This window comes from Aureimonas sp. CAS (assembly GCF_059838215.1).
The window spans coordinates 3350935-3375433 of record NZ_CM187563.1; the positions used below are offsets into that span (position 1 = coordinate 3350935).

29 protein-coding genes and 1 pseudogene are annotated in these 24499 nt (G+C 69.0%); 9 read left to right on the forward strand and 21 right to left on the reverse strand.

What is annotated here, in order from left to right; genetic code table 11:
* Nucleotides 1-50: 50 nt before the first annotated feature.
* Complete coding sequence (locus AC6R2M_RS16110; protein WP_500483877.1) at nucleotides 51-479, forward strand: nuclear transport factor 2 family protein; 429 nt, start codon at nucleotides 51-53, stop codon at nucleotides 477-479.
* A 170-nt stretch (nucleotides 480-649) separates the two neighbouring features.
* Here AC6R2M_RS16110 and AC6R2M_RS16115 read toward each other — a convergent pair whose 3' ends face one another.
* Genes AC6R2M_RS16115 through AC6R2M_RS16130 form a run of 4 tightly spaced genes read right to left on the reverse strand, consistent with a single transcriptional unit; the run spans nucleotide 650 to nucleotide 3459 of the window.
* The gene (locus AC6R2M_RS16115) at nucleotides 650-1954 is read right to left on the reverse strand and encodes an arsenic transporter (protein WP_500483879.1); all 1305 of its coding nucleotides are present in this window, start codon (nucleotides 1952-1954) and stop codon (nucleotides 650-652) included.
* Nucleotides 1955-1976: 22 nt separating this feature from the next.
* Nucleotides 1977-2702, reverse strand: a complete 726-nt coding sequence (arsH, locus tag AC6R2M_RS16120; RefSeq protein WP_500483881.1) for an arsenical resistance protein ArsH — start codon at nucleotides 2700-2702, stop codon at nucleotides 1977-1979.
* A complete protein-coding gene (gene arsC, locus AC6R2M_RS16125) occupies nucleotides 2699-3112 on the reverse strand; it encodes an arsenate reductase (glutaredoxin) (RefSeq protein WP_500483883.1) in 414 nt (137 codons plus the stop codon). The genes arsH and arsC overlap by 4 nt, the downstream gene beginning before the upstream one ends.
* A gap of 2 nt (nucleotides 3113-3114) precedes the next feature.
* Entirely contained in the window at nucleotides 3115-3459 is a 345-nt protein-coding gene (locus AC6R2M_RS16130; RefSeq protein WP_500483885.1) for an ArsR/SmtB family transcription factor, read from the reverse strand.
* A gap of 260 nt (nucleotides 3460-3719) precedes the next feature.
* Here AC6R2M_RS16130 and AC6R2M_RS16135 point away from each other — a divergent pair, with 260 nt between their 5' ends.
* A complete protein-coding gene (locus AC6R2M_RS16135) occupies nucleotides 3720-4268 on the forward strand; it encodes a putative immunity protein (protein ID WP_500483887.1) in 549 nt (182 codons plus the stop codon).
* A gap of 111 nt (nucleotides 4269-4379) precedes the next feature.
* On the opposite strand, the gene AC6R2M_RS16140 is transcribed toward AC6R2M_RS16135, so the two are convergent.
* Entirely contained in the window at nucleotides 4380-4775 is a 396-nt protein-coding gene (locus AC6R2M_RS16140) for a RidA family protein (RefSeq protein WP_500483889.1), read from the reverse strand.
* 86 nt (nucleotides 4776-4861) lie between these two features.
* Here AC6R2M_RS16140 and AC6R2M_RS16145 point away from each other — a divergent pair, with 86 nt between their 5' ends.
* On the forward strand, nucleotides 4862-5581 hold the full coding sequence (locus AC6R2M_RS16145) for a helix-turn-helix transcriptional regulator (protein WP_500483891.1): 720 nt from the start codon (nucleotides 4862-4864) through the stop codon (nucleotides 5579-5581).
* Between the two features lie 46 nt (nucleotides 5582-5627).
* Here the strand turns inward: AC6R2M_RS16145 and AC6R2M_RS16150 are convergent, their stop codons facing one another.
* Entirely contained in the window at nucleotides 5628-6278 is a 651-nt protein-coding gene (locus AC6R2M_RS16150) for a YggS family pyridoxal phosphate-dependent enzyme (RefSeq protein WP_500483893.1), read from the reverse strand.
* Between the two features lie 198 nt (nucleotides 6279-6476).
* Between AC6R2M_RS16150 and AC6R2M_RS16155 the strand changes: the two genes are divergently transcribed.
* Entirely contained in the window at nucleotides 6477-7229 is a 753-nt protein-coding gene (locus tag AC6R2M_RS16155) for an SDR family oxidoreductase (protein ID WP_500483894.1), read from the forward strand.
* Nucleotides 7230-7323: 94 nt separating this feature from the next.
* On the opposite strand, the gene AC6R2M_RS16160 is transcribed toward AC6R2M_RS16155, so the two are convergent.
* The 7 genes and pseudogenes from AC6R2M_RS16160 to rplS form a co-directional block, all read right to left on the reverse strand.
* Nucleotides 7324-8703, reverse strand: coding sequence for a PepSY-associated TM helix domain-containing protein (locus AC6R2M_RS16160; RefSeq protein ID WP_500483895.1), 1380 nt, complete (start codon nucleotides 8701-8703; stop codon nucleotides 7324-7326).
* Nucleotides 8704-8717: 14 nt separating this feature from the next.
* Complete coding sequence (locus tag AC6R2M_RS16165) at nucleotides 8718-9335, reverse strand: SCO family protein (RefSeq protein WP_500483896.1); 618 nt, start codon at nucleotides 9333-9335, stop codon at nucleotides 8718-8720.
* Nucleotides 9335-9880, reverse strand: coding sequence for a copper chaperone PCu(A)C (locus tag AC6R2M_RS16170; protein WP_500483897.1), 546 nt, complete (start codon nucleotides 9878-9880; stop codon nucleotides 9335-9337). Before AC6R2M_RS16170 ends, AC6R2M_RS16165 begins: the two co-directional genes overlap by 1 nt.
* 74 nt (nucleotides 9881-9954) lie before the next feature.
* Nucleotides 9955-10362 carry a hypothetical protein gene (locus AC6R2M_RS16175; RefSeq protein ID WP_500483898.1) on the reverse strand — a complete coding sequence of 136 codons (408 nt, stop codon included), beginning with the start codon at nucleotides 10360-10362 and terminating at the stop codon, nucleotides 9955-9957.
* A 53-nt stretch (nucleotides 10363-10415) separates the two neighbouring features.
* Nucleotides 10416-11825 (reverse strand): 3-isopropylmalate dehydratase large subunit, encoded by a 1410-nt coding sequence (gene leuC, locus AC6R2M_RS16180; protein ID WP_500483899.1) that lies wholly within the window; start codon nucleotides 11823-11825, stop codon nucleotides 10416-10418.
* Nucleotides 11826-11933: 108 nt separating this feature from the next.
* Nucleotides 11934-12056, reverse strand: coding sequence for a hypothetical protein (locus AC6R2M_RS16185; RefSeq protein ID WP_500483901.1), 123 nt, complete (start codon nucleotides 12054-12056; stop codon nucleotides 11934-11936).
* A 341-nt stretch (nucleotides 12057-12397) separates the two neighbouring features.
* Nucleotides 12398-12856, reverse strand: a pseudogene (gene rplS, locus AC6R2M_RS16190) (50S ribosomal protein L19); the annotation flags it as partial.
* A gap of 252 nt (nucleotides 12857-13108) precedes the next feature.
* Here rplS and AC6R2M_RS16195 point away from each other — a divergent pair.
* A complete protein-coding gene (locus AC6R2M_RS16195; RefSeq protein WP_500483903.1) occupies nucleotides 13109-13897 on the forward strand; it encodes a sulfite exporter TauE/SafE family protein in 789 nt (262 codons plus the stop codon).
* Here AC6R2M_RS16195 and AC6R2M_RS16200 read toward each other — a convergent pair.
* Nucleotides 13879-14109, reverse strand: coding sequence for a hypothetical protein (locus tag AC6R2M_RS16200; RefSeq protein WP_500483905.1), 231 nt, complete (start codon nucleotides 14107-14109; stop codon nucleotides 13879-13881). The genes AC6R2M_RS16195 and AC6R2M_RS16200 overlap by 19 nt on opposite strands.
* A 208-nt stretch (nucleotides 14110-14317) precedes the next feature.
* Here AC6R2M_RS16200 and AC6R2M_RS16205 point away from each other — a divergent pair, with 208 nt between their 5' ends.
* Nucleotides 14318-15250, forward strand: coding sequence for a DMT family transporter (locus AC6R2M_RS16205; RefSeq protein WP_500483907.1), 933 nt, complete (start codon nucleotides 14318-14320; stop codon nucleotides 15248-15250).
* Nucleotides 15251-15269: 19 nt separating this feature from the next.
* On the opposite strand, the gene trmD is transcribed toward AC6R2M_RS16205, so the two are convergent.
* From trmD to rimM, 3 genes are read right to left on the reverse strand one after another with little or no spacing between them, the layout of a single operon-like run.
* On the reverse strand, nucleotides 15270-15953 hold the full coding sequence (trmD, locus tag AC6R2M_RS16210; protein WP_500483909.1) for a tRNA (guanosine(37)-N1)-methyltransferase TrmD: 684 nt from the start codon (nucleotides 15951-15953) through the stop codon (nucleotides 15270-15272).
* 11 nt (nucleotides 15954-15964) lie between these two features.
* Nucleotides 15965-16267, reverse strand: coding sequence for a putative quinol monooxygenase (locus AC6R2M_RS16215; protein WP_500483911.1), 303 nt, complete (start codon nucleotides 16265-16267; stop codon nucleotides 15965-15967).
* Nucleotides 16264-16830 (reverse strand): ribosome maturation factor RimM, encoded by a 567-nt coding sequence (gene rimM, locus AC6R2M_RS16220; protein ID WP_500483913.1) that lies wholly within the window; start codon nucleotides 16828-16830, stop codon nucleotides 16264-16266. Before rimM ends, AC6R2M_RS16215 begins: the two co-directional genes overlap by 4 nt.
* Before the next feature lie 562 nt (nucleotides 16831-17392).
* Between rimM and AC6R2M_RS16225 the strand changes: the two genes are divergently transcribed.
* Nucleotides 17393-17875: a helix-turn-helix domain-containing protein gene (locus tag AC6R2M_RS16225; RefSeq protein WP_500483915.1), complete on the forward strand. Its 483-nt coding sequence runs from the start codon at nucleotides 17393-17395 to the stop codon at nucleotides 17873-17875.
* Here AC6R2M_RS16225 and AC6R2M_RS16230 read toward each other — a convergent pair.
* The 4 genes from AC6R2M_RS16230 to ffh form a co-directional block, all read right to left on the reverse strand.
* Nucleotides 17814-18083 carry a DUF1236 domain-containing protein gene (locus AC6R2M_RS16230; RefSeq protein ID WP_500487629.1) on the reverse strand — a complete coding sequence of 90 codons (270 nt, stop codon included), beginning with the start codon at nucleotides 18081-18083 and terminating at the stop codon, nucleotides 17814-17816. The genes AC6R2M_RS16225 and AC6R2M_RS16230 overlap by 62 nt on opposite strands.
* A gap of 180 nt (nucleotides 18084-18263) precedes the next feature.
* A complete protein-coding gene (locus AC6R2M_RS16235; protein ID WP_500483917.1) occupies nucleotides 18264-19772 on the reverse strand; it encodes a sensor domain-containing diguanylate cyclase in 1509 nt (502 codons plus the stop codon).
* A 156-nt stretch (nucleotides 19773-19928) separates the two neighbouring features.
* Nucleotides 19929-20336, reverse strand: a complete 408-nt coding sequence (rpsP, locus tag AC6R2M_RS16240; RefSeq protein WP_500483919.1) for a 30S ribosomal protein S16 — start codon at nucleotides 20334-20336, stop codon at nucleotides 19929-19931.
* A gap of 87 nt (nucleotides 20337-20423) precedes the next feature.
* Complete coding sequence (gene ffh / locus AC6R2M_RS16245; protein WP_500483921.1) at nucleotides 20424-21989, reverse strand: signal recognition particle protein; 1566 nt, start codon at nucleotides 21987-21989, stop codon at nucleotides 20424-20426.
* 366 nt (nucleotides 21990-22355) lie between these two features.
* Between ffh and AC6R2M_RS16250 the strand changes: the two genes are divergently transcribed.
* On the forward strand, nucleotides 22356-23441 hold the full coding sequence (locus AC6R2M_RS16250) for an endonuclease/exonuclease/phosphatase family protein (RefSeq protein ID WP_500483923.1): 1086 nt from the start codon (nucleotides 22356-22358) through the stop codon (nucleotides 23439-23441).
* A 74-nt stretch (nucleotides 23442-23515) separates the two neighbouring features.
* A complete protein-coding gene (locus AC6R2M_RS16255; RefSeq protein ID WP_500483925.1) occupies nucleotides 23516-24484 on the forward strand; it encodes an endonuclease/exonuclease/phosphatase family protein in 969 nt (322 codons plus the stop codon).
* The last annotated feature ends 15 nt before the right edge of the window (nucleotides 24485-24499 follow it).

Below are 24499 nucleotides of genomic sequence, written 5' to 3' on the forward strand. Positions count from 1 at the left end.
AGCATCGCATGGTGGCCCCGAGCGACAGGCACAACCACAGGTGAATGAGAATGACCGCCAACGAACGCATCGTGAGAGCCATCTATGCGGCCGCCGAAGCCCGCAGCCTGAACGCGGACGCGTTCGCCTCGCACTTCGCGCCGGACGGCTACTTTCTCGACATGGCGTCCGGCCAGCGTTGGACGGGAGACGAGGTCCGCCAGCCCGTCCAGGGCCTGGCCTCGATCTTTCCCGACATGCACCGCGAACTCATGAAGCTCTATTCGACGGGCGACGACGTCGTGGTCGTGGAGTTGCGGCTGCAGGGGACCCAGGCGGCCGACTTTCCCGGGCCGAACGGCGTCATCCCGTCCGCCGGACGGACGTTCGACGTCCCGTGCTGCGACGTGTTTCATCTCAAGGACGGGAAGGTGACGTCGTTCCACTGCTACAACATGCAGTCGATCTGGCTCGCGCAGTTGAGCGGCGCCGCCGGCTGAGCGGCCGCTGCCTTCTCGCGCTCGACGAACGCACGCTCGTGCCCGGCGCCTGCCTTCGTTCGACCGCGAGGACCCAGAGTGCCGGGGCTTCCGGGGCAGTCCCAGAGCGCCGAGCGTCCGAACGCACGCACAAAAGTCGCCCTTACCCTTTGAATCTACGGAACCGGACGTCAGGAGACGACCGGCAGCCACGCCCACAGCGCCACGAGCGTCGCGAGGAGAACGGGCGGGGTGAGCACGAGCCCCACCCGCACATACTGCCCCCAGGTGATCCGCTGCCCCTTGCCGGCGAGGACGTGGAGCCAGAGGAGGGTCGCGAGCGAGCCGATCGGCGTGAACTTCGGCCCGAGGTCGTTGCCGACGACGTTGGCGTAGATCATGAGCTCGCGGGTCAGGGGCGCGACGTCCGCCCGGTCGATGGCGAGCGCCCCGACGAGCGTGGCGGGCATGTTGTTCATGACGGAGGCGAGCATGGCGACGACGACGCCCGTCCCGACGGTCGCCACGAACGTCCCCTGGTCGGCGAGCCAATGCAGCACGCTCGCGGCGATGTCCGTCAGCCCGGCGTTCCCGAGGCCGTAGACGACGAGATACATGCCGATCGAGAAGAGGACGATCTGCCACGGCGCCTCGCGCAGCACCTTGGCCAGCGGGACGACCGCGCCGCGCCCGCCGGAGAGCCAGCGTCCCGCGACCGCCATGAGGACGAGGGCAGCGGCCCCTGTGACGAAGGCGATCGGCACGCCGAGCGGCCCCGTCACGAGATAGGCGACGAGCAGGAGGGCGAGGAGCGGGAAGGCGGTGCGAAAGACCGCCAGGTCGCGGATCGCGCTCTTCGGCTCCTCCAGCCGGCCGACCTCGTAGGTCGCCGGAATGTCGTTGCGAAAATAGGCCCAGAGCACGATGAGCGTCGCCGCGAGCGCGACCAGGTTCACCGGGACCATGACGGCGGCATACTGTCCGAAGGAGATCCCGAAGAAGTTCGCGGTGACGATGTTGACGAGGTTCGACACCACCAGCGGCAGGCTGGTCGTGTCGGCGACGAAGCCGCAGGCGATCACGAAGGCGAGCGCTGCTTCGGGCGGGAAGTGCAGGCGCAGGAGGATGGCGAGCACGATCGGGGTGAGCAGAAGGGCCGCGCCGTCATTGGCGAAAAAGGCGGCGATGACCGCGCCGAGGACGACGATCAGCGGAAACAGGCGCCGTCCGTCACCTCCGCCCCAGCGCGCCACGTGGAGCGCGGCCCAGGAGAAGAACCCGGCCTCGTCGAGGATCAGAGAGATGACGATTAGCGCGACGAAGGTGAAGGTCGCGTCCCAGACGATGTGCCAGACGGTTTCCACGTCGCCCCAGCCGACGACGCCGGAGCTGAGCGCCGCCGCGGCGCCGGCCAGTGCCGCCCAGCCGATGCCGAGCCCGCGGGGCTGCCAGATGACGAGAACGAGCGTGGCGACGAAGATCGCGAGGGCGAGCATGGACGCTCCGGGACGTTGAGGGTCAGAGGGTGCGCTGGTTCACGCGCGTCGAGAGGGCCTCGGCGGTCTCGACGCGTTCGGAGTAACGGTCGGTCAGATAGGCCGAGCGCCCGCGCACGAGCCAGGTGAACTTCGCCAGCTCCTCGCAGACGTCGACGACGCGGCTGTAGAGCGCCGACGATCTCATCCGGCCAGCCTCGTCGAACTCCAGGAAGGCCTTGGGCACCGACGACTGGTTCGGGATCGTCACCATGCGCATCCAGCGGCCGAGAATGCGCATCTGGTTCACCGCGTTGAAGGACTGCGAGCCGCCGGACACCTCCATGACGGCCAGCGTCTTTCCCTGCGTCGGACGCTTGGCGCCGAGGGCCAAGGGGATCCAGTCGATCTGCGCCTTCATGATCCCGGTCATCGCGCCGTGGCGTTCCGGGCTGACCCAGACCATGCCCTCCGACCAATCGGCGAGGTCGCGCAGTTCCTCGACCTTCGGGTGGTCCGGCTCGGCCCCGTCCGGGAGCGGCAGGCCGCGGGGATCGAAGGTGCGCACCTCGCACCCGAACCAGCGCAGCAGGCGCCCGGCCTCTTCGGACAGGAGCCGGGAGTAGGACCGTTCGCGGATCGAGCCGTAGAGAACGAGGATGCGCGGCAGGTGCGTCGGGCCGCCGGGGCCGGCGAGCGCATCCACGTCGATCGGGCGAAGCTGACCCAGATCGACATTCGGCAGATCGGGGGCGACGGGGACGCTCACGCCGCCGGACCCTTGGCCCCGACGACCTCCCCGTCCTCCTTGATGAAGGTCGCGACCGGATGGGCGAGAAGCGGCAGCACCGTCTCCGACGGGCGGCACAGCGCCGCCCCCTTGTCCGTCACGACGATCGGACGGTTGATGAGGATCGGGTGCGCGATCATCGCGTCGAGAAGAGCGTCGTCGGACAGCGTCTCGTCCCCGAGCCCGAGTTCGGCATAGGGCGTGCCCTTCTCGCGCAGGAGGTCGCGAGGCCGGATGCCCATGGCCTCGATCAGTTCGATCAGACGCGCGCGGTCCGGCGGGTCCTTCAGATACTCGATCACCTGCGGCTCCTCGCCGGACCGGCGGATCATCTCCAGCGTGTTGCGCGACGTGCCGCAGGCGGGGTTGTGGTAGATCGTGACGGTCACAGCTAAGTCTCCGGGGCGCAGTCGGAAGCGAACGCGTCGCCGAAATGGCCGCAGATCTCCGGGTTCCCCGAGCAGCAGTCCTCCGTCAGGAAGGCGAGGAGCTGGCGCATGTCGTCATAGCTCGCCGCGTAGAGGATGCGGCGCCCGTCGCGCCACGAGCGGAGGAGCCTGGACCGCTCCAGCGTCGCAAGGTGGAAGCTCATGCGGGTCGGCGGGATGGACAGGGCCTCGGCGATCTCCCCCGATGCCATGCCGTTCGGGCCGGCGCGCACGAGCATCCGGAAGGCCGCGAGACGGTCGGCATGGGCGAGGGCGGAGAGGGCAGCAACAACTGTGTCGTCGTTCATTCCCTCGATATTGCAAATATCGTTGTAGTGTTCAAGTCTCCTATCGACGGTGGCCTTTGGGATGGTCGTAAGGGCCGAGGGCCGTGGCGGCCCGCGCTCCATGCCGGAGGCGCGCCATGCGCTCGACGGCTTCGCCGCCGACCTGGCGGGACGCTGAGGTCGAAACACCGCTCGCGCCCGGAAACCGCGAGCGATGGTTGCCGCTCGCCGTCGCCGCGAGTTTACTCGCAGCAATGGTCACCTGAAGAGGCCTCGTTGCCATGACGCCGACGATGACACGCTCTCCTCAAAGTCTCAGCGAAACCGACCGTCGGCTCCTCGCCGCCTGGGCGGCCGACTGCGCGGAGCGCGTGCTCCCCCTCTTCGAAGCCGAGCGGCCGACCGATCCCCGCCCCCGGGCCGCCATCGCTCGGACCCGATCCTTCGCCGACGGGACGCTGCCGACGGCCGTCGCGATCCGTGACCGGTTCGGGGGAGGCAGCTCGGCTCTCGATGCCCGCGCTCCGGCGGCCGTGGCTGCCGCCAGATCGGCCGGGCAGGCATCGGCGGTCTCTCACATGGGCGCCCATGCGCTCGGGGCCGCGGCCTACGCTGCGGCGGCAAGGAGTGCGGAAGGCTCAGGCTCGCCGGATTGGGGCGAGGAGGAAATCCGCTGGCAACTCGGTCACATGAGCTCGGCGGTGCGGGCCGCCCTTCGAACCCTGCCTCTCCTCGGCGAGGACCGGTCCGGGCCGCTCGGACCCGGACTTCTGGCGCGGGGATATGTCGGGATGGCGATCCGAAGTCTGCAACGGGCCATCGCAGCCTAGAGCCTTGACGCTCCGCTCGATCGGTTCGGGAAGGACCCCGCATCGAAGAGGGTTCTTCCCGATGCCGGCTTCGAACAGGGGGCGAAGAGCGACCTCGAAGCGCTGGCGCCGTCAGGCGGCCGCGGTCGCCTCGATCTCGAAGAGCAGTCCGGGGATCGCAAGGCGCGTCACACCGAGGAGGGTCATTGGCGGAGACGCGCGATGGGCGCCGAAGCGCATACCGATCAGATCGAAATTCCTCAGGGCTTCGTCGACGTCGGTCGCATAGATCCCGAGCTTGACGACGTTGCCCAGACCAACGCCGGCGTCCCTGAGCACGGTCTCCAGATTGTCCAGGGCCAGAGCGATCTGGGCGCGCATGTCGCCCGCATGCTGCGGGATGCCGTCCGCGTTCACGGCGGTCTGGCCAGAGCAGATCACCTGCCGCGTCGCGCCTTCGATGATTTCGGCCTGATTGTATCCGAACTTGAGCGACCAGTCCCACGGATTGACGGCCCGACGATCCATCTGCACATCTCCTTCTGCGCGTTGCGGGATCGGGTGTATGGTCAAACGGTGCCAGAAGGTGGCACCTTTGTCGTAGGTTCCGCGTCATGAACATGCGGGTCAGGCAGGACACCATCGTTCGCGCTCTGCGCCGCAACGGCACGTCCACCATCGCCCAACTGGCCGAGGAGGTCGGTGCCTCGCGCCGCACCGTGCTACGGGATATCGGCGCGTTGCGGGACGCCGGCCATACCATTCATTCCGATGTCGGCCGGGGCGGCGGGCTGCGGCTGGATCCGCATTCGGTGCAGACGACGGCCAGGCTCTCCGTTCCGGAGGTGTTCGCGCTTCTCATCAGCGTCGCCGCCATGCGGGCGGCCTATCATCTGCCGTTCTCGGAGCTGGCGGATGCGGGGCTCGCGAAGATCGAACAGGCTCTTCCGGCGGACAAGGTGAAGGATCTGCGCGCCCTTCTCGGCTGCCTGCACATCGGACGTGTGTCGGACCGGCAGGACCTGTCCGACATGGGGACGATCGATCCGAGGCTCCTGCCGACCTTCGAGGCGGCGTTCCTGGCTCGCCAGCGCATTCTGTTCGACTACCGCGACGCGAAAGGAATGCGCACCCGACGCATGGTAGAGCCGCAGGCCATGCTCATTCTGCCGCCGCTTTGGTATCTGGTGGGTTGGGACGATGCGCGTGACGACTTCAGGCATTTCCGGATGGACAGGATCGGCGACCCTGCCGTCGTTCCCGAGTCCAGCTTTCGGCGGCGTCACGTCCCTTTCGATGACGACGTCTGTCCCTACGGCACCATGGTCAAGTGATCTGAAAGGCTCTAGCGTGACGGCGTGTCGGAACGATCCGCCACCCCTACCCCCGCCCGCCGAAGATCGCCGAGCCGACGCGCACGCTGGTCGCGCCGTGGGCGATCGCCGCTTCGAAGTCGCCGGACATGCCCATGGAGAGCCTGTCCACGCCCGCCGCCTTCGCCAGTTCGGCCAGCGCCGTGAAATGCGGCGCGGGGTCGTCCTCGAAGGGCGGGATCGCCATCAAACCCTCGATGGCGAGCCCGTGCACCGTGCGGCATCGCTCGACGAAGGCGACGGCCTCCTGCGGCGCGATCCCGGCCTTCTGCTCCTCCCGCCCGATGTTCACCTGAACGTAGAGGCGGGGCTTGCGCCCCTGCCGCTCGCACTCCTTGGCGATCTCGCGCGCGATCTTCTCGCGGTCCACCGTCTCGATCACGTCGAAGAGCGCCACGGCCTCGGCCGTCTTGTTCGACTGCAGCGGGCCGATGAGGCGCAGTTCGATTCCCTCGAACTCCTCGCGAAGACCCGGCCATTTGGCCTTGGCCTCCTGCACGCGGTTCTCTCCGAAGATGCGCTGGCCGGCCGTCAGGACGGGGCGGACCTCCTCCGCCTCGAAGGTCTTGGAGACGGCGACGAGCGTGACCTCGCGGCCGGCTGCGGCAGCGGCGATGCGGGCGCGGATGTCGTTCAGGCGTGAGACGGCGTCACTCATGGCGGCTGAGCTCCTTTGCCCACCGACATACCGCTCCGGCGCGGAGCTTCAAAGGCGGACCACCGACCCTCCGGCGGCCGGCTGCGCTCCCCGCCCATGCCGGGCGGCCGACCGATCGTTCGCGGGCCTGCCGAAAAGCGGGTGGGTGGGCGCGGGCTCGGCGTTTAATTGATGCGCTCCGTTCTCAGGAGTGACGCCATGACGCTGTTATCGAATAAGGTCGCCATCATCACCGGAGCCAGTTCGGGCATCGGCCGAGCGGCCGCCAAGCTGTTCGCCAGCGAGGGCGCCCGTCTCGTCCTCTGCGCGAGGCGGGCCGAGCCGCTGGATCGACTGGCAGCCGAAATCCGCCGGGAGGGCGGCGAGGTCGTGACGGTCGCCGGTGACGTTTCGCGGGCGCAAACGCACGCGGAATGCGTCGCCGCCGCGAACGATGTTTTCGGATCGCTCGACATCGCGTTCAACAACGCCGGAACGGTGGGCGCGATGCGCCCCCTCGCCGAACTGACGTCGCAGGAATGGGAGGACGTGCTCGGCACCAACCTCACGGCCGCCTTCCTGGGGGCGAAGGCCCAGGTGCCCGCCATGCTGAAGGGCGGCGGCGGATCGTTGGTCTTCACGGGCAGCTTCGTCGGCAACAGCGTCGGCCTGCCCGGCATGTCGGCCTACGGGGCGGCGAAGGCCGGCCTCATGGGTCTGGTCAGGGGGCTGACCGCCGATTACGGCGCGCGGGGCATCCGGGCGAACGCGCTTCTGCCGGGCGGCACCGAGACGGCCATGGCGGGCAGCGCCGAGCAGCGCGAATGGGCGGCGGGCCTTCACGCGATGAAGCGGATCGCGCAGCCGGAGGAGATCGCCCACGCCGCCCTGTTCCTGGCCAGCGACATGTCGAGCTTCGTGACGGGCTCGGCCCTCTGGGCCGATGGCGGGAATGCCGCGGTGAAGATGTAGGCCGACGAAGCCCCCGCCCCCATGAAGGGCGGGGGTCCCGGTCCGTCGCCGCACCGTGCGACGCCGAAGCGGATGCGCTTCGGCTGGAACGGGTTCAGACCGCCGGCCGCATGCGCCAGCCCTGGCCGAGCCGCCGGACGCCAATGTCGATCGCCAGCATGACGATGAGCGAGGCGCCGACGAGCGGGAAGATCACCCCGCCGATGGCGAGCAGCGCCAGAAGCCCCCGGAAGACGCGGGGATCGCGCGGCATGGGCGGCACGCCGAGCGAGCGCGCGGGGCGCCGCTTCCACCACATGACCCCGGCCGAGACGCTCAAGACCACGATGCCGAGGCAGGCGAAGGCGAGGAGAAGCTGGTTCGCCCGCCCGTATTCCTGCCCGAGATGGACGTTGATGCCCCATTCGAGCGCGCGTCCGCCGAAGCCGTAATCGCCATAGCTCATGTCCACCAGCGGCTCGCCCGTATATTGGTCGAGATGGACGACCCGCTGGAGCGAGACGTCGTCGGGATAGACGGAGGCGGAGAACACGCCGCCCGCGTCCTGCGGCAGGCGGACCGCGAAGCCGGGATGCAGGCCGAGCCGCTCGGCGGTTTCCACCGCCGCGTCGAGGCCGATCGGCGTTCGCCCCGCGCCGGAGACCGGGATCTCGGCCTGCTCCAGGCTCCAGGAGGTCGGCTGGTCCTCGGCCAGACGCTGGCCCGACATCGGAACGTCCACGCGGACGCCGGACGGGTAGCCGAAATTGGAGCCGTTGGCCCATTGGTTCACCTGCCCGCCCCAGACCTGGCTCCATGGCATGCCGGTGACGGCCAGGAACACGATCACGCCGCCGAGGACGAGGCCGGAGACGGCGTGGACGTCGCGCCAGAAGACGCGGGCCTTCGGCGTGCCGCGCACCGTCACGACGCCGCCCCTCCGTCCGGGCTGACCTCCCCTCGGCCACCAGAGGAAGAGGCCGGTGGCGACGAGGAGGATCGCCCAGCCGGCCGCGATCTCGATCACCCCGCGCGCGATGGGGCCGAAATAGCGCAGCGAATGGAGGTCGCGCACGATGCCCATCACCGTGCCCCGGTCGGGAAGCGCGCCGAGCACCGTCCCGTCATAGGGGTTCACGCCGACGACGAGCCGGCCCTGTCCGAAGGCGTCGATGACGACTTCGGCGGCCGCGTCCGGGCGCGGCGGATCGACATAGCGGATCGCGGTGCCGGGATAGGCCCCGAGCGCGGCCCAGACCATCGCGGAGGGCGACGCCTGGCCGACATTCTCCTGAATCTCGACGCGCTTCAGGTCGGAATGGACGATGGCGTCGATCTCGTCACGGAAGAGGTAGAGCCCGCCGGTGACGGCCAGCGAGACCAGGAAGGGCAGGACGAAGAGCCCGGCATAGAAGTGCCAGCGCCAGACGGCGCGGTAGAGATCGGCGGAGGAGCGCTCGCGGCGCTCGGCGCGGGAGGCGGTGACGTTCGACATCGTTCCCCTCCCCCTCACGCCGCGTCGATCAGACGGCGAAGCTTGGCGAGCGCCGTCTCCGGGTCTTCGTGATAGGTGATCGTGCCGGCGAAGGCGTTCTCGGCGTCCATGAGGAAGACCGAGGCCGTGTGGTTCATCGTGTAGCCGTTCTCGGTCGCGACCCGCTCCACCTGGACGCGGTAGGCGTCGGTCATCGCGGCCACCTCCTGCGGCGTCCCGGTGAAGCCGCGCAGGCGCGCGTCGAAGGCCGAGAGATACTCGTTCAGGATCTCCGGCGTGTCGCGTTCGGGATCGACCGTCACCATGACGAAGTTCATCCGGTCCGCATCGGGTCCGAGCCGCTCCATCAGGCTCGTGACCTCGAAGAGCGTCGTCGGGCAGACGTCCGGGCACCAGGTGAAGCCGAAGAAGAGCGCCGTCGGCCTGCCGGTCAGGTCGGCCTCGCTGACGCGCGCGCCGGTCTCGTCAATCAGGCTGAAGGGACCGCCGATGTCGGCGGTGCCGGTGGAGGAGACGAGGCCGCGAGCCTGCGGCGGCGCGGCGGCCTGGCCGAGGACGCCGGCGAGGACCGCGAAGGAGGCGCCGAGCGCGATGGCGGCGGCGGCGAGGAGGGCGAGACGGGCCGGGCGCATCAGTGGCCCCCGTGCCCGGAGGAACCGCCGGACGCGCCCATGGCGCGCACGTCGAGCTCGACATCGATCGTTCCGCTCTCGAAACGAAGCGTCAGCGGGACGCGGTCGCCTTCGCTGAGCGGGGCGTCGAGCCCGACCAGCATCAGATGGTAGCCGCCCGGCTCCAGCGCGAGCTCGCCGCCGGCCGGCACCTCCACGCCCTCGGGCATCTCGCGCATGCGCGCGACGTCGTTCTCCATCGTCATGGAATGGATCTCGACGCGGCTCGCGCGCGGCGACGATCCGCCGAGAAGACGGTCCGGCGTCTCGCCGGTATTGGTGACGATGAGATAGCCGGCGGCGACGTTCGCCATGGGCGGCGTCGCGCGGCTCCAGGGCATGGAGACCGCGAGGTCGCCGAGCGTGACGGCTTCGGCCTCGGCGGCGGGGTCGGCCGGGGCCTCGGCCTCGCCGTGATGGGTTCCGTCGTGATGGGCGTGGGCCGCGAGCGGGCACAGGGCGAGGGCCGCCGCCAGAGCGGGCGCGGCGAAGAAGCGGGTCTTCATGGGAAAACTCTCCGGGAGAGACGAACGGTCGGCCCCGGCGCGGATCGTCGCGCAAAGGCCGGGTGCGGTTCAGGTCAGGCGGAGAGGGAGGGCGGCCCGCGCGGGCCGGGGGAGAGGCCGAGGCGGCCGGGGTCGATGAAGCGGGCCGGATCGTCGGCGGGCGCGAAGGCGAGGTCGGTCTCGACGACGAAGGCGGGCCCGAGATCGGCGCCGGGCGCGACGGCGGGCACGGCGAGCGCATCACCGTCATGGCCGATCACATAGGGGCAGTCGTGGCTGAAGGGCGCGGCGCCGTCCGGCGCCTCGGCCCCCAGCGGCTGGCCCGGCTCGCAGATCACGAAGCTCGCTCCCGCCTGCACCGGCACGGTCATGCCGCAGGAGAAGGCGGCGACGAAGAGGTTGAGCACGAGGAACCAGCCCGCGAGGCCGGCGCAGACGCCGCCCGACAGCCGATCCCCCAACAAGGCCCGCAAGCTCTTCATGCCACGCTTGTGGCAAAGGCCGGCGCGTTTGTCACGCCGGCCCGCGCATCACGTCAGCGCCAGTCGCGGATGTCGACGAAGCGCCCTTCGATGGCCGCGGCCGCGGCCATGGCGGGCGAGACCAGATGGGTGCGGCCCTTGTAGCCCTGGCGGCCCTCGAAATTGCGGTTCGAGGTGGAGGCGCAGCGCTCGTTCGGCTTCAGCCGGTCCTCGTTCATGCCGAGGCACATGGAGCATCCCGGCTCGCGCCAGTCGAAGCCGGAGGCCTTGAAGATGGCGTCCAGCCCCTCGGCCTCGGCCTGCGCCTTCACGAGGCCCGAGCCCGGCACGATCATCGCCGAGACCCGGTCGGCGACCTTGCGGCCCTCGACCATCTTGGCGACGATCCGCAGATCCTCGATGCGCCCGTTGGTGCAGGAGCCGATGAAGACCTTGTCGAGCGCGATGTCGGTCATCTTCGTGCCCGGCGTCAGGCCCATATAGTCGAGCGCGCGGCGCTTGGAGGCGCGCTTCACCTCGTCGGCGATCTCGTCCGGGTTCGGCACCACGTCCTCGATCGAGACGACGTCCTCGGGCGAGGAGCCCCAGGAGACGATCGGCGGCAGGGCGCCGGCGTCGAGCGTGACGATCTTGTCGTAATGGGAGCCCTCGTCGCTCTTCAGCGTGTTCCAGTATTCCACGGCGCGGGCGAAGTCCTCGCCCTTGGGCGCGCGCGGGCGGCCCTCGATATAGGCGTAGGTCGTCTCGTCCGGCGCGATGAGCCCGGCGCGCGCGCCGCCCTCGATCGTCATGTTGCAGACGGTCATGCGCCCTTCCATCGAGAGGGCGCGGATCGCCTCCCCCGCGAACTCGATGACGTGGCCGGTGCCGCCGGCCGTGCCGATCTTGCCGATGATGGCGAGGATGATGTCCTTGGCCGTCACGCCCTGCGGCGCGACGCCGTCCACGCGCACCAGCATGTTCTTCATCTTGGACTGGATCAGCGTCTGCGTGGCGAGAACGTGCTCGACCTCGGAGGTGCCAATGCCGTGCGCGAGCGCGCCGAAGGCTCCGTGCGTGGAGGTGTGGCTGTCGCCGCACACGATGGTCATGCCCGGCAGGGTGAAGCCCTGCTCCGGGCCGATGATGTGGACGATGCCCTGCCGGCGGTCGAGCTCGTTGAAATATTCGACGCCGAACTCGGCGGCGTTCCAGGCCAGCGCCTCGACCTGGATGCGGCTCTCCTCGTTGGAGATGCCCTTCGTCCGGTCGCCGGTGGTGACGTTGTGATCGACGACGGCGAGCGTGCGGTCGGGCCGGCGCACCTTGCGGCCCGCCACGCGCAGCCCCTCGAAGGCCTGCGGGCTCGTCACCTCGTGCACGAGGTGGCGGTCGACGTAGAGAAGGCCGGCGCCGCCGTCGACGGTGCCGAGGAAGTGGTCGTCCCAGATCTTGTCGTAGAGGGTGCGGGGCTTGGTCGTCATCTCTCGGGTCTCCTGCCCTCGCGTGCGCCGCCGGCTGAGGCGGTTCGCGACGGGCGTCATTCTTCGGTCTGAACGCGTCGGATCGGGCGCGCGGCGCGCCCTCGCCGGTCAGAGGCCCGGTGCGGTGAGCGCGCGGTAGAAGAAGCGGCCGGGCAGGCGACGGCGATCGTCGAGCGGGGAGAAGCCCAGCGTCGTCGGCAGTCGGCAGCTGCTGTTCGAATTGACCGTCATGGGCGCGATTTTACCAGTTCCAGACTGCGCCGACAACGGTGGACGGTGCTCGGGGTTTCAGCCGGTCGTGCCTCATGCACCCCCCTCTGGGCTGCCGCCCATCTCCCCCGCAAGGGGGGAGATCGCAGCTTCCGCTGCCAAGGCTCTTCCAGGAGAAGCGGTCATTCCAGCGAATGATCTCCCCCCATGAGGGGGAGATGCCCGGCAGGGCAGAGGGGGGCGAGCTGCCGCAGACCCCCGATCCGAACCGCCGACCCACGATCCAAGCCGCCCCCTCCCAAACGAAAAGGGCGGCCCTTTCGGACCGCCCTTCGAACGACAGCGAAGATCGCCCCGCCTTACTCGGCGGCGTCGGCCTTGGCGGCCTGCTTGTCGGCCTGCGCCTTGGCGCGCTCCTCGGCGGCCACCGCGCGGGCGTCGTCGTTCAGCTTGCGCGCGCGGGCGTTGGTCGCCTCGACGATACGGGCCGACTTGCCGCGGCGATCGCGCAGGTAATACAGCTTGGCGCGGCGCACGCGGCCGCGGCGCACGACCTCGACCGACTCCACCATCGGGGAGTAGACCGGGAACACGCGCTCGACGCCCTCGCCATACGAGATCTTGCGGACGGTGAAGTTCTCCTGCAGCCCGCCGCCCGAGCGCGCGATGCAGACGCCCTCATAGGCCTGGACGCGCGTGCGCGTGCCTTCGGTGACGCGCACGTTGACGCGCAGCGTGTCACCCGGGGAGAAGGAGGGAAGGGTGCGGATGGCGTCAATGCGGGCAGTTTCGGCCGCATTCAGCTCGGCGATGATGTCCATGGGTCAGGCCTCAGTCTTGGTTTCATGCCGGCTTCAAGCCGGTCATGGCCGATTGAACGGTCAAGTTTTTGTCGAGGGACGCGCGGGCTCCTACACCAAAGCCGACGCCCTGTCGAGAGACGCCCCCCCCCCGACGCCCGGCCCGATCCGCCCGCCGCTCCCCGCCATTGCCAGCGCCGCGGGCCCGCGCTATCGCCAGCGGCAAACGATAAGGCCGCCTTTGCGACAGGGGCCGAGGGGAGGCCCAGGCCCATGGACATCGCGACGATCGAGTTTCTCGGGCTCGACCTTCTCACCATCGCCCTTCTCTTCCTCGCCGGGCTCTTTGCGGGCGCCATCAACGCCATCGCGGGGGGCGGCACCTTCCTGACGTTCGGGGCCTACACGCTGGCCGGCCTGCCGCCGATCTCGGCCACCGCCAGCTCTGCCGTCTCGCAGTTTCCCGGCTACGTCACCTCCACGCTCGCCTATTGGAGCGATCTGAAGAAGATCTGGCGCTCGGCCCTCGTCCTGGCGCTCGTCTCGATCGCCGGCTCGCTCGGCGGCGCCTTCATCCTCGTCAACATGGACAACGAGCAGTTCCGCGTCCTCGTCCCCTGGCTGCTGCTGGCGGCCACCGCCATCTTCGCCGGTGGTCCCTATCTCAAGCCCAAGCCCCGGGCGGAGGGTGCGCCCGAGCCGTCCGGCGCGGACTGGAAGAGCCCGATCGTCCAGTTCTTCACCGCCATCTACGGCGGCTTCTTCCAGGCCGGCATGGGCATCATCATGCTGGCGACGCTCAGCCTGACGATCCGGGGCGACTACCACCGCCTGAACTCTATCAAGAACCTTCTGTCCAACGTCATCTCGCTGGTCGCGATCCTCGTCTTCGTCTCCGGGGGGATCGTCGCCTGGCCCTTCGCGCTGTCGGCCATGCCGGGCGTGGCGCTCGGCGGCTATCTCGGCGTGTGGCTCGCCAAGCGCGTGCCGCAGCCTTACGTGCGCGGCTTCGTCGTCATCGTCGGCCTGTCGCTCGCGGCCTACTACTTCGTCACCGGCTGAGCCGGTCCGGCGGGCCGCGCGGGCTCCCCGAGGGCGGCGGCGCGGCGAGCTTGCGATCTGGTGAGCGCATGGGTGCCATGCAGCAGGACCACTGCCTCGACGCCGCCGACCGCGGCATAGTGCATCGCATATCCCCGGTGGCATCCTCCTCCCAGCCACCCGGGATCGCTCGCCAGATCCTCCCAGACGGCGAGCATGGATAAAAGGCCCATCGGTCCTCCCCCGATGGGCCTTTTCTTTTCGCGCCCTCGGGCGGACGATCGGCCCCTGCGATCCCGAACCCTCGCCGGCGCAGTGTTCCCGCCCAAGGGTTGAACGGCCCCCGGATCGGTGCGAGGGGTCGCGGCGATCTGGCTCTCTTCGCCCTCGCCTGCCCCCTGCCCTCGCTTGCCCCCTGCCCTCGCTTGAAAGACCGGCCCCATGAGCAGCGGCGTCTTCCTCGCCTTCGTGGCCTATGGCCTCTTCGCCATCTCGGACGCGGCGATCAAGCTTCTCGGCGGCACGATCCCCACCGCGCAGGTCGCCTTCACCGGCGCCGCGCTCGGCTTCTTCCTGCTGCCGATCATCGCGGGCAAGGGCGAAAGGCTGACGGACGTCTTCTCCACCGTCTCCTGGCCGCTCTGGATCGGGCGCGCCCTTGCCCAGACGCTCGGCGGCCTGACGGCGGTGGTCGCCTTCACGCGCCTGCCCATGCCCGAGGCCTTCGCGCTCATCTTCCTGATGCCGCTCTTCGTGACCGTGCTTTCGGTCCTGTTCCTGAAGGAGCAGGTCGGCCCCTGGCGCTGGGCGGCGGTGGTGCTCGGCTTCGTCGGTGTGCTCGTCGTCCTGCGGCCGGGCTTCCGCGTGCTCGATATCGGCCATGTGGCGGCGGTGGCCGCCGGCCTCTCGGCCGCGACCTCGGTCGTGATCTACCGCTATATCGGCCCGCGCGAGAAGCGCATCTCGCTCTTCGGCGCCGGCCTCGTCGGGCCCTTCCTGATCAACGGCGCCCTGATGCTGCCGACCTTCGTCGTGCCGGACGGGCGGCAGGTGCTCTGGCTCTTCGTCTACGGCGCGCTGGCCGCCATCGCGCAGGCCGTCCTGATGGTCGCGGCGCGCCGCGCGGCGGCGAGCCACATCGCCCCGCCGCAATACTCCCAGATGATCTGGGCGGTCGCCTTCACCTATCTGGTCTTCGAGCAGCCGGTGGACGCCCTGTCCTTCGTCGGCATCGCGATCATCATCCTCGCGGGGCTTCTCACCTGGCTGCGCGAGCGCATCCGCATGCCGCGCGAGCGCCGGCTCTGGTCGATCTTCACGCCCACGGCGTCGGCCCGGAGATCGGAGGCGAATTCCGGAAAGCCCGACGCGTAGATTTCGAAGGTCGAGAGCGTCAGGACCGGCGCAGAAGGTCCGGACGACGCGCCGCGGTGATCCGCTCGGCCTCGGCCCGCCGCCAGCGCGCCACGGCTCCGTGATCGCCGGAGGAGAGAACCGGGGGGATCTCCCGTCCCTCCCAGACCGCCGGCCGCGTGTAGTGCGGATGCTCCAAAAGCCCGCCCTCGAAGCTCTCCGTCTCGCCCGACAGCGCATTGCCCATGACGCCGGGAATGAGCCGCACCACGGCGTCGAGAAGGAGAAGCGCCGCCATCTCGCCGCCCGACAGGATGTAGTCGCCGACCGAAACCTCGACGAGGCTCCGCCCCTCGATCACCCGCTCGTCCACGCCCTCGAAGCGTCCGCAGACGATGACGGCGCCCGGCCCTTGGCTGAGCTCGCGCACGAAGCGCTGGTCGAGCGGGCGCCCGCGCGGGCTCATCAGAAGGCGCGGGCGCGGATCGCCCTGCGGCGACGCCGCGTCGATGGCCCGCGCCAGAACGTCGGCGCGCATCACCATGCCGGGCGAGCCGCCCGAGGGCGTGTCGTCCACCGTGCGGTGCCGTCCCTCGCCGAACTCGCGGATGAAGGTCGTCTCCAGCGCCCAGTCGCCGCGCTCCAGCGCGCGGCCCGCGAGCGAGACGCCCAAGGGGCCGGGGAACATCTCGGGATAGAGCGTGAGAACGGAGGCGCGGAACATCGGCGGAAGCGTCAGTCGAGCGGCGCGGTCTTGCCGGCCTCGACGGTCTTCAGCTCGCGGCCGAGCGGGCCTTCCGCCTTCACCGCCTCGCGCCACGCCTCGATGTGCGGGGTCCGGCCGTGGGCGTCGAGCGCCTCCATCGTCTCCCACTCCTCGTAGATGCGGATGAGGCCGGGCTCCAGAAGATCCTCGGCGAAGGAATAGAGGATGCAGCCCTCTTCCTTGCGCGTCTCGCGCAGCGTGACTTCGGCGATCGCGCGCAGGGCCGCGACGGATTCGGGGCGCAGCCTGAGCGTTCCCGAGACGATGATCATGGCTTGCCCTCCTCCTCGATGTCGCCCTCGCGGACCTCCACCGCGTCCTGCAGCCCCGCCGCGACCGGCTCGACGACGATGTGGCCGAGATCGAGGTCGATTTCCGGCACCGCTTCCATCGTGAAGGGGATCATCACCGACTTGCCGCCCTCCGGCGCGATCTCCAGGATGTCGCCCGCGCCGAAATCGTGGAAGGCGACGATCTCGCCGATCACCTCGCCCCCGGTCGTGCGCGCCACGAGGCCGACGAGGTCGGAATGGTAGAACTCGTCCTCGCCCTCGGCCGGCAGGCTGGCGCGCGCCACGAACAGCTCGGTGCCGTTCAGCGCCTCGGCGGCGTTGCGGTCGGAGACCTCCTGGAAGCGCACGACGACGACGTTCTTCTGCGCGCGGGCGGACTTGACCGTGTAGCGGTTGCCCCGCGCGTCGAAGAGCGGGCCGTAGGCGCCGACATCCTCGGGGTCCTCGGTGAAGCTCTTCACCCGCACCTCGCCGCGGATGCCGTGCGCGCCGCCGATCGTGGCGAGAAGGACGGGATCGTCGACGGGGGGTTTTGCGGACATGGAGGACGGGCGCCGTTTGGGTCTGTTGGCGCGCTTCTAGCGCATCGGACGCGGCGCAGGAACCAGCTTGTCGGCCGAGCCTTCTGCCGGGCCGAAAGAAGCTGGCGTCTGAGTTGAAAGTCGCCTGGCGAGGCTTCAACAGGGAGGGTTGCCCCGTAAAGCACATCTTGAGCGTCCTGATACGAATACTCGACCTTCCACCCGCTCCGATTGTGTCATATCTTCAGTTTGTTGAGAGGAATGGGGGACGACGCAGTTGCGGTTGGAACCAAGGGAAACTCGGTCATTGGGCTGGGTGAGCTTTGAATGGGACGACAAGAAGCTGGAAAAGAACATCAAAAAGCATCGAGTATCCTTCCCCGATATACTCCCCGGATTTGACGATATCGAAAGCCTACACCGGGCGGAGTTCGATGAAAGGGATCACGAGTTTCGGAGGTCATCATCGCTCTGGTGGACACGCGGCTCTACAGCATATGCTATACGATGCGAGAGGACGAAACGGTGTGCCGCCTCATAAGCGCGCGACCGGCGGAGCCTCACGAAGCGCGGAGGTACCGGAATGGTTAGAGTGAATCTTTCGCTCAGCGCAGGCCCGACGCCACCTCCGGTCGATGAGGATAATCCTTCTTGGACCGCAGAGCAGCTTGAGAAAGCTGCAATAGGGCGAAAGGTTCGGAGATATCGGCTTGCGGAAGGTCTTTCTGTTGCGGAACTTGCCGACCGCTCCGGATTTTCGCGCGATCAAATTGCAGCTTGGGAGCGTGGCGACCGAATTATATCGGCGGAAGAGTTCGAGCGAGTAACGGACCCGGATTCTCAGATGATGAGAACCCGTCCACCCCGAGGATCTGATAGATCATGTCGACGAGATCGAGATGGATGTCGATCTCGGTTGATCGCTTTCGGATACGGGACCGGTGAAACGCGAAAAGGGGAGCGCCGGGCGCTCCCCTTCGTCGATCGGCGCTTTCGGCGCTCGATCAGTTGTAGACCTCGATCACCGTGCGCGTGTTCGGGTCGAGGATCACGCGGCGGTCGTTGACGATCGCATAGCCGTAGTCCGGCTGATCCGGGATCGCGATGACCTCGACGGTCTCGGGCAGCACCTCGCCGCGCACGAGCTCGCCTTCCAGAACGACCGAGGGAACGGTCTGCTCGGTCACGTAGGTGCGAACGGTCGAGGGCACCTCGACGGTCGTCGTCTCCGTCACGGTCGTCGTCGTCGTGGTGGTCTGGGCGGCCGCCGGCAGCGCGGCGGCGAGCGTGGCGGTGGCGCAAAGGGCAACGAGAAGCTTCACTGAAATTCTCCCATCGGAAAACGTCCCTGGCGGGGAGAACAGGCGTCGGGCGCAACGGTTCCCCTTGTCGGCGCCCTCGGCCCGAAGCGCGGACGGCGTCCGGGCGAGCGGCCGGGCTCGGCGCGCGGCGCGTCAGACGAGGGGAGAACCGCCTCGGGGGCCCCCGCCCCGCGTGTGCAGGCGGTAGAACTCCTGCTTGGCGGCATACATGCGAAGGTCGGCGCTCTTGACCGCGTCCTCCAGCCGCGCGCCCCGTTCGGCCAGCGCCGTTCCGTAGGAGAGCGAGAGCGCGGTTCCGGTGGAGAAGGTGTTGTTGATCTCGATCAGCTTGTCGATCTCGGCGGCCAGCCCCTGCGCGTCTTCCTCGCGGGCGTTGGGCAGGAGGATGACGAACTCGTCGCCGCCGATGCGCGAGGCGGTCGCCGGGCGCCGCACCGCCTCGCCTAAGACCTCGCCGGCCCGCCGCAGGAGCTCGTCGCCCGCCGCATGGCCGAGACCGTCGTTCACCTCCTTCAACCCGTTCAGGTCGGCGACGAGGACGGCGACCGGCCAGGGGCCCTTGCGCTCCAGCCGGTTCATCTCGTCGACGAAGAAGGAGCGGTTGTGCAGCTTGGTCAGGACGTCGTGCTGGCCGAGATATTCCAGATAGGCCTCGGCCTTCTTGCGGGCGGTGATGTCGGTCATCGCCACCTGCACCAGCGACCAGTCCTCCTCGTGGCCCGGCAGGACCGAGAACTGCATGTGCAGGTGGAGCTCCTCCCCGTCGAGCGCGTAGTTCACCACCTCGCGCACCTGGAAGAGCTTGCCGTTCCACAGATCGACGAGCTGCTCGCGGAAATGGCCGTGCATCCGGTCGCGGAACACCTCGTCGAGGCGCGCCAGAAGCGCGTCCTTCGAGGCCCCGCCGAACAGCTCCAGCGTATGGGAATTGACGTCGATGACGCGGATCTCGCTCATGCAGCGCGAGACGAATTCGGGCGTCACGTCGGTGAAGGTGCGGAAGTCCCTGATGCCCCGCGCCCGCAGATCGTCGAGGAGCGTCTTCACCGCCGAGAAGTCCTCGACCCAGAGCGAGATGGGCGAATGCTCGAACAGGCCCTTGGCGTAGGCGTCCGACGCGGCGAGGTCGCGCCGCGCCGTCTCGCGCGCCGTCACGTCTTCCGTCGAGACGAGGACGCGGGTCCAGTCGGCCTCATGCCCCGGCAGGATTCGGCCCCGGACCTGGATGTCGAGGCGCCGCCCGTCGATCGCGTGGTTGACGCCCGAGCTCTCGAAGGAGGCGCCGTTCTCCCAGAGCTGGACCAGCTCCTCCAGATGCGACTGCAGCATCGCCTCGGCGAAGACCACGCCCAGATTGGCGCGCAGGTGGTCCACGTCGCGCGCGCCGAAGAGCGCCAGCGTCCGCGCGTTCACGGCAAGGATCCGGATCGCCCCGGAGCATTGCGCGATCCGGCCGGGATCGGCGTTCAGGAAGGCGCGAAGATCGAGGACGCCCTCGGCCCGCCATCCCTCGAACAGGGCCAGGATGCCGCTGTAGTCCTCCAGCCAGAGCGGCACGGGCGCCAGCTCGAACATGTCCGCCGGTGCGGGCTGAGCGTCCGCGCCGGGCCCGGGATCTCGTTCGGGAAGGGAATGGGGCATGGCGGGCTTCGACCCTTCAACGCTTCGCATCGGCGGTCCGGACGTTGCCTTCGACGGTCGCCCCGATGCTTCGGGCCCCATCCACTAAACTATATTCCTTAAAATGCGAACGGCGCCCGAAGGCGCCGCTCTCTTTGCGTCAGTCGCGGTCCGCGATCAGGCCGAGGCCTCTTCGCCGGCCGTCTCCTCGGCGGGCGCCTCGGCGGCCTTGGCAGCGGCCTCGGCGGCGTCTTCCTCGCGCTGCTTGCGCTCGGCCTCGCGCTCCTGCGCCTTCTTGCCCGGCAGGGCCTTGGTCGGGTTCTTGCGCTCGGCGCGGTTGGCGATGCCGGCCTTGTCGAGGAAGCGCAGCACGCGGTCGGTCGGCTGGACGCCCTCGGCGAGCCAGTGCTTGACGCGGTCCTCCTTCAGCGTGACGCGCTCGGCGTCCTTCGGGAGCATCGGGTTCCACGAGCCGACCGTCTCGACGAAGCGGCCGTCGCGCGGCGAACGGGCGTCGGCGACGACGATGTGGTAGTAGGGGCGCTTCTTGGAGCCGGCACGGGCGAGGCGGAGCTTCAGGGGCATTTTATGTCCTTACGTTCTGAGATCGAGCCGGCCGAGCCGGCGGTTTCGTTGATGTCTTCGGTCTTCGCTAGAGACGGCGCAGCCGCCCTATTTCTTCTTGCCGGGCAGGCCCGGAAGTCCGGGGAAGCCGCCGCCGGGCAGGCCGGGCATTCCGCCCAGCCCCGGCGGCATCGGCGGCAGGCCGCCCATTCCGCCGCCCTGCATGGCCTTGGCCATGGCCTCCAACTGCTTGGGGTCCATCTTGGAGAGGTCCGGCATGCCGCCCGGCATTCCGCCCATTCCCCCTCCCGGCAGGCCTATCTTGGCGCCGAGCCCGCCCATGAGCTTGCCCATGATGCCGGCGCCCTTGCCGCCCTTGCCGCCCATCGCCTTCATCATGTCCGCCATCTGGCGGTGCATCTTCAGGAGCTTGTTGAGGTCGGCGGCGGTGGTACCGGAGCCCGCCGCGATGCGCTTCTTGCGGGAATGCTTCAGCGCGTCCGGGTTGGCCCGCTCATAGGGCGTCATGGAGGAGATGATCGCGAGCTGGCGCTTGAGCAGCTTGTCGTCGAGCCCGGCGCCCGCGATCTGGTCCTTCATCTTGGCGACGCCGGGCATCATGCCCATGATGCCGCCCAGGCCCCCCATCTTCTGCATCTGGCCGATCTGGTCGGCGAGGTCGTTCAGGTCGAACTTCCCCGACTGCATCTTCTTCTGCATCGCCGCGGCGCGTTCCGCGTCGATGTTCTCGGCGGCGCGCTCCACGAGGCTGACGATGTCGCCCATGCCGAGGATGCGGTCGGCGATGCGGGAGGGGTGAAAGTCCTCCAGCGCGTCCATCTTCTCGCCGGTGCCGATCAGCTTGATCGGCTTGCCGGTGACGGCGCGCATGGAGAGCGCGGCGCCGCCGCGCCCGTCGCCGTCGACGCGGGTCAGGACGATGCCGGTGATGCCGACGCGCTCGTCGAAGGAGCGGGCGAGATTCACCGCGTCCTGGCCGGTCAGGCTGTCGGCGACGAGGAGGATTTCGTGCGGGTTCGAGCGGGCCTTGATCTCGGCCATCTCGACCATCAGCGGCTCGTCGATATGCGTGCGGCCGGCGGTGTCGAGGATCAGGACGTCGTAGCCGCCGAGCCGGGCGGCCTGGGCGGCGCGCGCGGCGATCTCGACCGGGCCCTGACCCGCGACGATCGGCAGCGTGGCGACGCCCGTCTGCTCGCCGAGCACGCGCAGCTGCTCCTGCGCGGCCGGGCGGCGCGTGTCGAGCGAGGCCATCAGGACCCGCTTCTTCTGCCGCTCGGTGAAGCGCTTGGCGATCTTGCCGGTGGTGGTCGTCTTTCCCGAGCCCTGGAGGCCGACCATCATGACCGTCACCGGGGCCGGCGCGTTCAGGTCGATCGCGACCTGCTCGGAGCCGAGCGTGGCGACCAGCTCGTCGTGGACGATCTTGACGACCATCTGGCCGGGCTTGATCGACTTGACGATCTCGGCGCCGACGGCCTTCTCCCGGACCCGGTCGGTGAACGACCGCACGACCTCGAGGGCGACGTCGGCTTCCAGCAGCGCGCGGCGGACCTCGCGCAGCGCCGCCTGGACATCGGCGTCGGACAGCGCCCCGCGGCCCGTGAGGCCGTTCAGGATGGAGCCGAGGCGGTCCTGCAGGGACTGGAACATGACGCTTCACCTTTCCATTCGTTCGGGCGGCCGCCCTTGCAAATGGGGACCCTCCGCGCCGCCTTCGACCGGAACGCACAAAGCGGTGCGTCCTCCGCGGGCGAAACTCGCTGGCGGAGGTTGACCTCCACGCGGCTCGGCCTTGCGGCAAGGGGCGTGGTCGGCGGGTCGCGGACAAAGGAACGCGGATATCGCCGCGCTTGAAGACCATCGGGGGCCGAAAGTCAAGGTTCGCCCGCCGCGTCGGGCCGAACGGCGCGAATATGGGCCTGCGGAGGATCGCGCCCCGCATCCTGCGCGTTGTCGCTCGCGCGGATCATCCCAGATTGGAGGGTGCGGCCGGCACGCGGGGCGAGAGGGGCGGGAATGACGACGACACTGGCGATCCTGACGGCGCTGCTGGTCGCCGCGACGGCGATCTCGTTCCTGCGCATCGCGCACGGCTTCGTGCGGGTCTTCTCCTTCCCCCGCCTTCAGATCATCGTCGTCGCGATCCTCGTCCTGCTCGCCGTCTTCGTCTTCGTGGAGGAAGGCTGGCTCGACAGTCTGATGGTCGCCTCGCTGGTCAGCGTGATCGTGGCGCAGGCCGCGACCATCCTGCAGTTCACCCCGGTCCGCAAACCCGAGACCCGGCGCTTCGAGGGCGACGAGAACGGCCCCGACACCTTCTCGCTCGTCTCCTTCAACGTGAAGGAATCCAACACGAACTTCGCCCGCGCCATGGACAGCGCCCGCTCGCCCGACCCCGATCTCATGCTCTTCATGGAGACGGACCAGAAGTGGGTGGACGCGCTGCAGCCGCTGGCGCAGACGCACCCGAACGTCGTCGCTCACCCGCTCTCCAACGCCTACGGCATGATCCTCTTCTCGCGGCTCGAGATCGCGGACGCCAAGGTCGAGTATCTCGTCATGGACGAGATTCCCTCGATCCACGCCACCATCGTCCTGCGCGACGGTCAGCGCTTCCGGCTGATCTGCGTCCATCCCGAGCCGCCGGTGCCGCACGTGGATTCGCTCGGGCGCGACGCCGAGCTCGTCACGGTGGCGAAGGTGGTGACGCAGGAGCCGCTGCCCTGCCTCGTCACGGGCGACCTCAACGACGTCGCCTGGTCGAACACGACGCGCATGTTCCAGCGCCTGTCGCGCCTGCTCGACCCGCGCGTCGGGCGCGGCTTCTACAACACCTTCGACGCCCGCTACTTCTTCATGCGCTGGCCGCTCGACCACCTCTTCCACGACCGCCGGTTCCAGCTCATCGCCATGGACCGTCTCGACCCCGCCGGGTCCGACCATTTCCCGATGTACTTCAAGCTGGCCCTGACGAAGGCCGAGGGCGGGGAGTTGGACATGCCGGACGAGGCGAACGAGGAGGACCGCCAGGAGGCCGAGGAGATCGAGGCCGAGGGCCGCAGGCTCAAGCGCGACCCGATCGGCACCGACTGGGAGAACTGACCAAGGGGGAAGCGTCGCCCGCCTGTCATGGAAGCCGACTAGGGAGGCTCGCCCGGATCTTCAGGAGCCTTCCCATGCCCGCCCGTTCCCTCGCTCTGGCCGGTGTCGCCGGCCTCGCTTTCGCAGCCCTCGCCTTGCCGGCTCGCGCCGAGACCCTCTCCGTCCTCAGCTTCAACATCTACTGGGGCGCGACGCTGACGGAGGATTCGCTGGAGCGCACCGTCGCGGTAATCGAGGAGAGCGGCGCCGATGTCGTCGGCATCCAGGAGAAGATGACCTTCGACGAGCGCGGCGAGGCCTTCGCGGTCAATTCGGCGCAGGAGATCGCGCGAAGGCTCGGCTGGCAGATGGTCGACCAGACCAGGGAGAACGACGGCGCCTGGAGCCACAGCGCCATTCTCACCCGCCTTCCCGTCGATCGGCTCGCCGCCAACGAGATGTGCGTCACGCTGACGACGCCGGCCGCGCCCGTCCGCTTCTGCAACCTCCATCTGATGTCGGCGCCGTACCAGCCCTACCAGCTTCTTCACATCCCCTATCGCGACGCCCCGCTCCTCGACACGGCGGAGGAGGCGATCCGTGCCGCGGAGGAAACGCGCGGCGCGGCGATCGACGCCCTCGCCGAGGATCTGGCCGAGGGCGGCGACCTGCCGACGATCCTCGTCGGGGACTTCAACGAGCCCTCGCATCTCGACTGGACGCAGGCCGCCGCCGATGCGGGCCTGCACCCGATCGCGGTCGCCTTCCCGACGACGCGCCGGCTGGAGGAGCTCGGCTTCCGCGACGCCTACCGGACGCTTCACCCGGACGAGGTCGCAAGGCCCGGCCACACCTGGACGCCGACGACGAGCGCGGACGACCCGCAGGACCATCACGACCGCATCGACTTCGTCCTCTTCCGCGGCTCGCGGATCGATTTGAGGGACGCCTCCGTTCTCGGCGAGGCGGGGCCGATGACCGACGTCGCCATGGAGCCCTGGCCGTCGGACCATCGCGCGGTTCTGGCCGTGTTCGAGGTGACGGCGCCCGCAAACGGTCGGTGACGCGCCTCTCCGTCG